This window comes from Kitasatospora sp. NPDC004531, assembly GCF_053602195.1.
The window spans coordinates 166,357-175,257 of the sequence record NZ_JBSGDD010000003.1; the positions used below are offsets into that span (position 1 = coordinate 166,357).

At 74.3% G+C, this 8,901-nt stretch carries 10 protein-coding genes; 6 read left to right on the plus strand and 4 right to left on the minus strand.

Going from position 1 to position 8,901, the window contains the following annotated elements; genetic code table 11:
- Positions 1–30 precede the first annotated feature (30 nt).
- Both ACWEMJ_RS02985 and ACWEMJ_RS02990 read left to right on the plus strand, forming a co-directional pair.
- A complete protein-coding gene (locus tag ACWEMJ_RS02985) occupies positions 31–615 on the plus strand; it encodes a TetR/AcrR family transcriptional regulator (protein ID WP_452135158.1) in 585 nt (194 codons plus the stop codon).
- Positions 616–737: 122 nt separating this feature from the next.
- Positions 738–1,523 carry an SDR family oxidoreductase gene (locus ACWEMJ_RS02990; RefSeq protein ID WP_452135159.1) on the plus strand — a complete coding sequence of 262 codons (786 nt, stop codon included), beginning with the start codon at positions 738–740 and terminating at the stop codon, positions 1,521–1,523.
- A 43-nt stretch (positions 1,524–1,566) separates the two neighbouring features.
- Here the strand turns inward: ACWEMJ_RS02990 and ACWEMJ_RS02995 are convergent, their stop codons facing one another.
- On the minus strand, positions 1,567–2,013 hold the full coding sequence (locus ACWEMJ_RS02995) for a GNAT family N-acetyltransferase (RefSeq protein ID WP_452135160.1): 447 nt from the start codon (positions 2,011–2,013) through the stop codon (positions 1,567–1,569).
- A gap of 125 nt (positions 2,014–2,138) precedes the next feature.
- Here ACWEMJ_RS02995 and ACWEMJ_RS03000 point away from each other — a divergent pair, with 125 nt between their 5' ends.
- On the plus strand, positions 2,139–2,741 hold the full coding sequence (locus ACWEMJ_RS03000) for a carbohydrate binding domain-containing protein (RefSeq protein WP_452135161.1): 603 nt from the start codon (positions 2,139–2,141) through the stop codon (positions 2,739–2,741).
- Between the two features lie 126 nt (positions 2,742–2,867).
- On the plus strand, positions 2,868–3,539 hold the full coding sequence (locus tag ACWEMJ_RS03005) for a hypothetical protein (protein ID WP_452135162.1): 672 nt from the start codon (positions 2,868–2,870) through the stop codon (positions 3,537–3,539).
- A gap of 7 nt (positions 3,540–3,546) precedes the next feature.
- Here the strand turns inward: ACWEMJ_RS03005 and ACWEMJ_RS03010 are convergent, their stop codons facing one another.
- Positions 3,547–4,242, minus strand: coding sequence for a class I SAM-dependent methyltransferase (locus ACWEMJ_RS03010; RefSeq protein ID WP_452135163.1), 696 nt, complete (start codon positions 4,240–4,242; stop codon positions 3,547–3,549).
- Between the two features lie 318 nt (positions 4,243–4,560).
- Here ACWEMJ_RS03010 and ACWEMJ_RS03015 point away from each other — a divergent pair, with 318 nt between their 5' ends.
- A complete protein-coding gene (locus tag ACWEMJ_RS03015) occupies positions 4,561–5,712 on the plus strand; it encodes an ROK family protein (protein ID WP_452135164.1) in 1,152 nt (383 codons plus the stop codon).
- Positions 5,713–5,725: 13 nt separating this feature from the next.
- Here the strand turns inward: ACWEMJ_RS03015 and ACWEMJ_RS03020 are convergent, their stop codons facing one another.
- Both ACWEMJ_RS03020 and ACWEMJ_RS03025 read right to left on the minus strand, forming a co-directional pair.
- Positions 5,726–6,385 (minus strand): hypothetical protein, encoded by a 660-nt coding sequence (locus tag ACWEMJ_RS03020; protein WP_452135165.1) that lies wholly within the window; start codon positions 6,383–6,385, stop codon positions 5,726–5,728.
- Positions 6,386–6,467: 82 nt separating this feature from the next.
- On the minus strand, positions 6,468–7,232 hold the full coding sequence (locus tag ACWEMJ_RS03025; protein WP_452135166.1) for a GntR family transcriptional regulator: 765 nt from the start codon (positions 7,230–7,232) through the stop codon (positions 6,468–6,470).
- A 208-nt stretch (positions 7,233–7,440) separates the two neighbouring features.
- Here ACWEMJ_RS03025 and ACWEMJ_RS03030 point away from each other — a divergent pair, with 208 nt between their 5' ends.
- Entirely contained in the window at positions 7,441–8,244 is an 804-nt protein-coding gene (locus ACWEMJ_RS03030) for an exodeoxyribonuclease III (RefSeq protein WP_452135167.1), read from the plus strand.
- Positions 8,245–8,901: the final 657 nt, after the last annotated feature.

The window sequence follows — 8,901 nt, forward strand, 5'->3', positions numbered from 1 at the left end:
CCGGGGTCGAATATGTCGTACCGTCAGGCCATGGGACGACCGAAGCAGTTCGACGAGGACACCGCGATCGCGCAGGCGATGCAGGTGTTCTGGACGAACGGCTACGCCGGGTCCTCGCCGGCCGAGCTGGCCGAGGCGGCGGGCATCGGCAAGGGCAGCCTGTACCACGCCTTCGGCTCCAAGCGGGAGCTCTTCGGCCGGGCCCTGGACGCGTACGACCGCGCCGGGCTCGCCCTGACCGAGGAGTTCCTGTCCGGGCCGGGCACCGCCAAGGAGGCGATCCGCGGCTACCTCGCCATGCTGGTGGAGCGGGACTTCGACTCCCCGGTGCGGCGCGGCTGCCTGGCCGTCAACACCGCACTGGAGCTCGGCGGACGGGACGCGGAGGCCACCCGCACGGTGCGCCGCCAGACCGAGCGCAGCGCCGACCTGCTGGCCGCGCGCATCGAGCGCGGCCAGCTGGAGGGCGACGTCCCCGCCGAGGTGGACGCGGCGGCCCGGGCCAGGTTCCTGATGACGGCGCTCGCCGGGCTGCGGGTGATGGCCCGGACGTACGACCGCACCGCGGTCCTGGAGGTCGTCGACCTCACCGTCGACACCGTCTTCGGCCCCTGACCGGCACCGAATCCCCCTGACCGCACGGCGGTTGCCGCCGTGCGGTCGCGCACGCCCTGATATTTGACCTCGAATTCAAGAACATCGGCCGCCCCGCCCGGGCCGGCCGGGAATGAGGAGCCATGGATCTCGGACTCAACGGCCGCACCGCCCTGGTCACCGGCGCGGGTCGCGGCATCGGCCTCGCGATCGCCCGCGCGCTGGCCGCCGAGGGCGTGCGGGTGGTGGGCGCGACCCGCACCGCCACCCCGGAGCTGGCCGCCGTCGCCGGCGTCGTCACCGCCGACCTGAGCACCCGCCAGGGCGCGGAGGACGCCGTCGCGCAGGCCCTGGCGCTGCACGGCGGCATCGACCTGCTGGTCAACAACGTGGGCGCGGGCGACCCGTCGATGTTCACCGTCGGCGGCGTGCTGGAGACCACGGACGAGCAGTGGCAGTCGCTGTTCGACCTGAACGTCATGTCGGCGGTGCGCACCACCCGGGCCGCGCTGCCCAGCCTGCTGGAGCGGCGCGGCGCGATCGTCAACGTCTCCTCGATCAACGGCCGCATCCCCAGCGGCTCCCCGGTCGGCTACGCGGAGGCCAAGGCGGCGCTCAACCAGTTCGGCAAGCGCCTCAGCGAGGAGCTGGCGCCGCGCGGCGTGCGCGTCAACACCGTCTCCCCCGGCCCGACCTCCACCGACCAGTGGACCGCCGCCGACGGCTACGGCGGCCGGGTCGCCGACGCCATGGGCGTCCCCCTCGACACCCTGCTCGCCGAGCTCCCCGCCAGGGCCGGCACCGCGTCGGGCCGCCTCTCCACCCCCGCCGAGGTCGCCGACCTGGTCGTCTTCGCCCTCTCCGACCGGGCCGCCAACATCCACGGCGCCGACCTGGTCGTCGACGGCGGCACCCTCAAGGCCGCGTAGCCCCGAGGCCACGTAGCCCCGACGCCGCGCAGCCTTCGCCCCGTCAGGGCCGCGCGGCCCCGGGCGCCCCGTCCAGCGGCCGGGTCCAGCGGCGCCAGCGCTCCTCGCGCCCGTACCCGGCCGCCCGCCAGGCCGCCTGCCCGAGCTCGTTGTGCTCCAGCACCATCGCGTCGGCCCGCCGCCCGCCCAGCGCCTCGAAGCGCTCGTGCGCCGCCGCCAGCAGCGCGCCGCCGATGCCCCGGCGGCGGGCCGACGGGTGGACGGCCAGCCGGTACAGGTGGCAGCGCCAGCCGTCCCAGCCGGCGATCACGGTGCCCAGGATCACGCCGTCCCGCTCGGCCAGGATCAGCGCCTGCGGATCGCGTTCCAGCAGCCGCGCCACGCCCGCCCGGTCGTCGCTGATGCTGGTGCCCTCGGCGGCCTGCGCCCAGAACGCCAGCACCGCGCCGATGTCGCCGCTCACCGCGGCCCGAAGTTCGTACTCGCTCATGGGGCCCCTTCCTACCAGCGGCGATGCCCGGGCTCCAGCGATTTGCCGCCCCGCCCTTGACGGCGGCGCGTCCGGGCAGCAGGGTGTGGGCCACCGACCGGCACCTCCCCCACCTCGGAGACGGCATGCGTGCACGAACCCGCACAACTCCCGGCGGCGGCACGGCGATCGGTCTCGCGGCCGGGGCGCTCGCCCTGTCCGCCGCGGTGCTCGGGCTCGGCTCGCCCGCGTCCGCGACGCTGCCGAGCGTCGACGTGGTCGTCAACGGGCACTTCGACCAGGGCAACCGGATGCTCGGCTGGAGCTGCGAGAGCGGCCGGGTCCTCCCCGCCCCCGACGTCTTCGGGGAGCTGGTGGGCGAGCCGACCGACAGCAGCACCGCCGGGTGCACCCAGACCGTCGCCGTGGAGCCGAACTCGACCTACCGCCTCGACGCCCGCGTCCAGGGCCCGTACGTGTTCGCCGGCGTCACCGGCAGCGGCGCCACCGACCTCGCGCTCTGGTCGAACCAGCCGGACTGGAACCGGCTGACCGGCACCGTCACCACCGGCCCGGACACCCGCACGCTGACGGTGTACTTCCACGGCTGGTACCAGCAGGGCCCCTACCGGATCGACACCCTCGAACTGTGGGGCCCCGGCCACCCGCGGAACACCTGCCCGCCGCCCCCGTCCGGCAGCACCTGCGTCCTGACGCCGTACCCGTCGAGCACACCCAACACCCCTTGATTGCCGGGTAGTTGACGCAACCCTTGCCGCCGCCCGCCTCCCTTGACGGGCCCCGCGCCGTGCTCCAAGGTATGGCCCACTCCCTCGCACCGCTGCCCCCATCGACCCGCCCCCACCGGAGACGGCATGCGTGCACCCGCCCACCACCATCGCGGCACCACCCTGCGCGGCGCCGCCGCCGCGGCACTCGCCGCGGCCACCGCCACGGCACTCACCCTCGGCGGCAGCGCCGCCGCCGACGACCCGGCCAACGCCCAACTGCTCATCGACAGCACGTTCGCCGCACCGCTCGGCCTGAACTGGCAGTGCACCAACGTCGTCCGGGACAGCGGCGGCATCACCGGCCACCCGATCGGGGACGACTACGCGCGCTGCTCGCAGACCGTCGCCGTGCTGGAGCACACCACCTACCGGCTGGAGGCCGCCGTCTCCGGCCCGTACGTCTTCCTCGGGGCGGTCGGCGGCGACACCCCCGACACCTACACCTGGGCCAACTACCCGACCGACGGCCGGCTCGCCACCACCGTCACCACCGGCCCGACCACCACCCGGCTGACGGTCTACGTGCACGGCTGGTACGGGCAGGAGCCGTACCACGCCAGCTCGGTGACGCTGACCGGCCCGCGCGCGCCGATCCCGTGCCGGAGCTACACCATGCCCCCGCCGCCGTCCCCGTCCCTGCCGACCCCCTCCGGCGCCGCCGCGGCCGGAGGGGCCGTCGGGGCCGTCGGGGCCGTCGGGGCCGCCAACACCGTGACGCCGACGGCCAGTTGCCTCACGCCGATCCCGGTGAACTGACGGCTCGTCAGCCGCGCAGCGCCCACACCGTGGTGGTCTTCACCGCGGCGTCCTCCAGGTCCGCCGCGACCGGGACGGCGTACTCGGCCAGCGCGGTGAAACGCTCGCGCGGCAGGTAGGCGCGGCCGGGGTCGCCCACCACCACGGTGGCGCCCCGGGCGGCGGCGCGTTCCAGGAACGGCAGGAAACGCGCCGCCATCGCCCGCTCGTAGAACACGTCGCCCGCCAGCACCACCTGGCAGCCGTCCCCGTCGCCGTCCAGCACGTCCGCCAACTCGGCCGTCACCGAAACGCCGTTGGCCGCCGCGTTCACCGCGATCGCCGCCACCGCGTACGCGTCGATCTCCGCCGCCCGCACCCCGGACGCACCGCTCAGCGCCGCCGCGACACCCACCAGCCCGGAGCCCGCCGCCAGGTCCAGCACGCTGCGCCCCGCCACCGACTCCGGCCGGTCGAGCACGTACCGGGCCACCGCGACCCCGCCCGCCCACGGGAACGCCCAGAACGGCGGCGGCAACCCGATCTCCCCGCGCTCGCGCTCGGTGACCTCCCACAGCGCGATCGCGTCCTGCGCCATGTGCAGCCGCACCTCGGGCACGAACGGCACCGGCCCGGGCCGGGTGTGGGCGCGCACGAACTGCTCGTCGGCGGACGAGATCTGACGGTCCGCGGCATCCCGCAGCGTGACGGTGTCGTTCCCCATGGGTGCACAGCCTAGGGCCAATGATCGATCTCCCCGCGCCACCACGACACGCCCGGGCGCTCGTCGCGCGGTCACCGTGCGATCACAGGCCACGTACCGTTTCGATACCGAAGCCGTGATGAGCTGCGGAAACGCTCGCGACGCACAGCACGCCCGAGTACGATCCGGGCAGACGCCCCGGCCCGCGGCACACGCCCGTGCCCGGTCGCGGGCGGCGGCTTGCGCGGGGGCGCGCCCGGTACCACACGCCGGTGCGCCGCGACCCGCGTTCACGGCACCGCGCGCCAGGGCAGTCGCGCGAAGCGGAAGGGCAGCGACTTGGCGGATCGTCTTACCGGCGGGGATTCCTCACTGCTGCGGCGGATCAACGCGGCGGTCACCCTGCGGTCGTTGCGCGACGGACAGGCCGTCACCCTCACCCAACTCGTCGGCGACACCGGCCTGTCCAGACCCACCGTCGAAGGCGTCATCGAGGGCCTGCTGGAGAGCGGACTGGTCGCCGAGGTCGAACACGTCCAGGAGTCCGGCCGTCAACGCGGCCGCCCCGCCCGCTGGTTCCGCTTCCGCGCCGAGGCCGGCCACGTCCTCGGCATCGAGATCGGCGTCCACGACCTGCGGGTGATCCTCGCCGACCTGGCCGGCGAGGTGATCACCAGCCACTCCAAGCCGCTGGACGAGTCGATCGAGGCCGAGGAGCGCCTCGCCCAACTCCGCACCACCGTCGCCGAAGTGCTCCGCAAGGCCGGCGTCTCCCGCGACAGCCTGTGGGAGGTCGTCGTCGGCACCCCCGGCATCGTCGACCGCGAGGGCGTCGTCCGGCTCGGCACCGCGATGCCCGGCTGGACCGGCCTCGACCTTGGCGCCCGGCTGCGCCGCTCCTTCCGCTGCCCCGTGGTGATCGAGAACGACGCCAACCTGGCCGCCATCGCCGAGCACTGGAAGGGCACCGCCGTCGGCAAGGGCGACGTGGTGTTCGTGATGGCCGGCCTCAGCCCGGGCGCGGGCTCGCTGATCGGCGGCCGGCTGCACCGCGGCTTCGGCGGCGCCGCCGGCGAGATCGGCGCACTGCACCTGCTCGGCCGCCAGGCCACCCCGGAACGCCTGCTGTCCACCACCGGCCAGCCGCTGGAACCGCTGGACGAGGCCGCCGTCACCGACGTGCTGCGGCTGGCCCGGGAGGGCGACCGGGTCGCCCAGGTCGCCATGGACCGCTTCCTCGGCCGGCTCGTCCACGACGTCACCGCGCTCGTCCTCGCCCTCGACCCGGAACTCGTCGTGGTCGGCGGCTGGGCGGCCGGCCTGGACGGCGTCCTCGAACCGCTGCGCGAGCAGCTCGCCCGCTACACGCTGCGCGCACCCGAGGTGGCCCTCGCCGCCCTCGGCACCGAGGTCGTCGCCATGGGCGCGCTGCGGGTCGCCCTCGACCACGTCGAGGAGCAGCTCTTCGCCGTCGACCCGCCCGCGCGCTGAGGCCGGCCCCCGGTCAGGGCAGGCACACCAGCTCGAACTCGCCGCCGAACCGGTCGCGGGCGTGGGTGCGCATCCGCCGCGCGTAGCGGCGGTCGTCCTTCAACGCGTCGTACCCCTCGCCCTCGGCCGGCTCCAGCAGGCCGGCCGTGTCGGCGAGGTACGCGTCGAAGCCGGGGTACATCAGCACCGCGCACGGCAGGTCGTCGACGTCCAGCGCGAACACCGGGTACTCCCCCAGCTCGTCGCGCTCGCCGTTCGGCCCGAGCGACAGCACACGGCGGCTGTCCGAGCCGCCGGGCAGCAGGAAGCACCCGCCGAAGCGCTCCTCGAACGGGGCGAAACACGCGTCCCACGGCGCGCCGAACTCCGCCGCCGCGAGCTCGCCGAGCGTACGCGGCGCGAGCCGCCCGCGGTCGTCGAACCAGCCGTGCCGCGCCAGCATCCCGCTGTCGTACGCCAACCAGGCGCGCAGACTCGGCGGCAGCGGGTGCCCGCCGGGGAACGCCCCGATGTCGCCGCGCGGCCGGGGCCCGCCCTCCACCCACGGGCCCGCGAACCGGTGGTACTCCAGCACCGGACGGGACGGGTCGGCGGCCACGGCAGCGATCACGCGCTCGACGAGCGCACTGCCGTGGTCCTGCTCCTGCTCCTGCTCCTGCTGCCAACTCTCCACTGCCCCACCCCTGTTCACCGCTCCCACCAGTGAACGGGAGGGTAGCGGCGCCCTCCGACAGCGCCGCGCGCAGGCCGCGCTGTCAGGAGGCGGCGGTGGCGGCGACCGGGCTCGCGACCTGGACGGCCACGCCGGACTCGCCGAAGGTCAGCTTGCAGGTGTCGGCGCGGTAGTGCGAGACCGCGACGGCCGCCAGCCGGCCCACCGCCGCGTACTGCGTGGTGACCACCAGCACCGGGGTGCCCGGGGGGCGCTCCAGCAGCGCGGCCTCGGTGGTCTCCGCCACGCCCAGCTCCACCGAGCGCGACTCGCCGTCGACGCCCAGGCGCTCCAGCTGGCGCAGCACGCCGCGCGCCCGGTCGCCCTCGTCCACCACCACCGCGAGGTGCGGCAGGCCGGCGGCCGGCACGTGCAGCGACTCGGCGGCGACCGCCACCCCCTGCACCATCCGCAGCCGGCGCACCGTGTGCACCTGCTCGCCCTCGGCGATCCCGAGCGTGCGGGCCAGCGCGGCGGAGGCGCCGGCGGTGGCGCAGTCGACGACCTTCCACTCCGGGCCGTGCACGGCGCCGGGCCGACCGGACTCCCGCTCGCCCATCGGAATGCCCACCCGGGGCGCAGCGACCAGGGTGCCGATGCCGCGACGGCGCACCAGGCGGCCCTCCAGCTCCAGCTGGTCGAGCGCCTGCCGCAGGGTGGCGCGGGCGACGCCGAAGCGCGCCGAGAGCTCACGCTCGTTGGGCAGCACCTGGCCGGTGGAGAACTCGGCGTCCATGGTCCGCAGCAGCACCGTGCGCAGGTGCCAGTACTTCGGCTCCGCTACCGCCGTGAGCGTTCCTTGCCCCACCGTGTCCTCCACCCTGAAGGGCGACGGCCCGCCACGGCTCCCCGGTTTCGGCAGGTGGGGAGGGCGGGCTTTATCCGTCCTTCTTTATTAAAGGTCTTTGCAGTAAGTGACAGTAGGGGGTGCCCGTGGACATGGTCAAGACCAATGGGAAGGGTTCCTGCCGGGCCGGGCGAACCGGCACGTAACCGTGACCCGGTACCCTCGCGGGGTGAAGAGTGTTACCACGGTCAACGTCAACGGGATCCGGGCGGCCGCCAAGAAGGGCTTCCTGGAGTGGATCGACGACACCAAGTCGGACGTCGTCTGCCTGCAGGAGGTCCGCGCCGAGGCCGACCAGTTCGGCGAGATCATCGGCCGCCTGGACGGCTGGCACGCCGTGTGGGCCCCGGCCGCCGCCAAGGGCCGCGCCGGCGTCGCCGTCCTCTCCCGGCAGGTGCCCGACGCCACCCGGATCGGCTTCGGCTCCGCCGAGTTCGACACCTCCGGCCGCTACGCCGAGCTCGACCTGCCCGGCCTGACCGTCGCCTCCCTCTACCTCCCCTCCGGCGAGGTCGGCACCGAACGCCAGGACGAGAAGGAACGGTTCATGGCTGAATTCCTCGTCCACCTCGGCGCCCTCCGCGAGCGGGCCGCCGCCGACGGCCGCGAGGTCCTGGTCTGCGGCGACTGGAACATCGCCCACCGCGAGGCCGACCTCCGCAACTGGCGCGCCAACCAGAAAAAGGCCGGCTTCCTCCCCGAGGAACGCGCCTGGCTCTCCCGCGTCCTCGACGAACACGGCTACGTCGACGTCGTCCGCCGCCACCACCCCGACCAGGACGGCCCCTACTCCTGGTGGTCCTACCGCGGCCGCGCCTTCGACAACGACACGGGCTGGCGCATCGACTACCTCATGTCCACCCCGAATCTCGCCGAACGCTGCACCGAGGCCTACGTCGAACGCGCCGCCACCCACGCCGAACGCTGGTCCGACCACGCCCCCGTCACCGCGGTCTTCGACCACACGTTCTAGCCGGAGAATCCGACCCCCTGCTGCCACCGTCGCACGGCAGCAGGGGTATCACGGCAATCGAATGCGTACCGCCCAGCAGGGCGGGAGTAGATGGCTGGAGCAATGCGGCCGTCCGGCTTCGGCTGGTGGCGAGGTCTCTCGCGCGTTCCGGCACCGGGCCGGACACGTGACATCACCCCTCGCGCCCGAAAGGCCCCAGGGGCGACCAGCCGGATCCGCGCTTCTCCTCTCATCTGGCGAGGGAGGGCAGGCACTGCCCCGTCAGTCGGTCCCACTACGGGCCCGCACCAGCAAGTACCCCCCAGCAGTCCGCTACCGGCCAGGCCGGCCCACGTCAGCGCCCCGGGCGGCCCGTGTCCGGCAGGCCCGCACCGCCGTGCGGGCCACTGCGCCCGGGCGCAAACGCTCGCCGCGCCTGCCCTTCGGCAAGCATGCCTGCACCGCCACACTGACCTGCGCCTGGCCGCCGTGCACCGCCTCCCCTGCGGATCCCACGCCGAGGCCGACGCGGCGGGCGGTCACCTGGCCCGCCCGTCGGCATCTGGTTCTGCCTCCATGGCCACTAGGACTTGTCCGGTCGATCATGTGACTGTCACCTGCCTTGCTCGTTGGTTCGGGTATGGGGCGGGGAGATCTCACGGATGCCGAGTGGGAACG

Bases quoted from the DNA above. Each gene is read 5' to 3' on its own strand.
- ACWEMJ_RS02985 (WP_452135158.1), top strand. From the start codon at position 31: ATGGGACGACCGAAGCAGTTCGACGAGGACACCGCGATCGCGCAGGCG.
- ACWEMJ_RS02990 (WP_452135159.1), top strand. From the start codon at position 738: ATGGATCTCGGACTCAACGGCCGCACCGCCCTGGTCACCGGCGCGGGT.
- ACWEMJ_RS02995 (WP_452135160.1), bottom strand. From the start codon at position 2,013: ATGAGCGAGTACGAACTTCGGGCCGCGGTGAGCGGCGACATCGGCGCG.
- ACWEMJ_RS03000 (WP_452135161.1), top strand. From the start codon at position 2,139: ATGCGTGCACGAACCCGCACAACTCCCGGCGGCGGCACGGCGATCGGT.
- ACWEMJ_RS03005 (WP_452135162.1), top strand. From the start codon at position 2,868: ATGCGTGCACCCGCCCACCACCATCGCGGCACCACCCTGCGCGGCGCC.
- ACWEMJ_RS03010 (WP_452135163.1), bottom strand. From the start codon at position 4,242: ATGGGGAACGACACCGTCACGCTGCGGGATGCCGCGGACCGTCAGATC.